Source organism: Sphingobacterium gobiense (assembly GCF_002980575.1).
Classification (GTDB): domain Bacteria; phylum Bacteroidota; class Bacteroidia; order Sphingobacteriales; family Sphingobacteriaceae; genus Sphingobacterium; species Sphingobacterium gobiense.
In genome coordinates, this window is sequence record NZ_PVBS01000019.1 from 1 (window position 1) to 256 (window position 256).

1 rRNA gene is annotated in these 256 nt (G+C 54.3%); it reads left to right on the top strand.

Features of this window, described 5'->3' with window-relative positions:
- A 16S ribosomal RNA gene (locus C5749_RS19410) occupies positions 1–256 on the top strand; the annotation flags it as partial.

Sequence of the window (256 nt, forward strand, 5' to 3'; positions counted from 1 at the left end):
CCCCGATTGCGAAGGCAGCTGTCTAGCCCAGCATTGACGCTGATGCACGAAAGCGTGGGGATCGAACAGGATTAGATACCCTGGTAGTCCACGCCCTAAACGATGATGACTCGATGTTAGCGATATACCGTTAGCGTCCAAGCGAAAGCGTTAAGTCATCCACCTGGGGAGTACGGCCGCAAGGCTGAAACTCAAAGGAATTGACGGGGGCCCGCACAAGCGGAGGAGCATGTGGTTTAATTCGATGATACGCGAG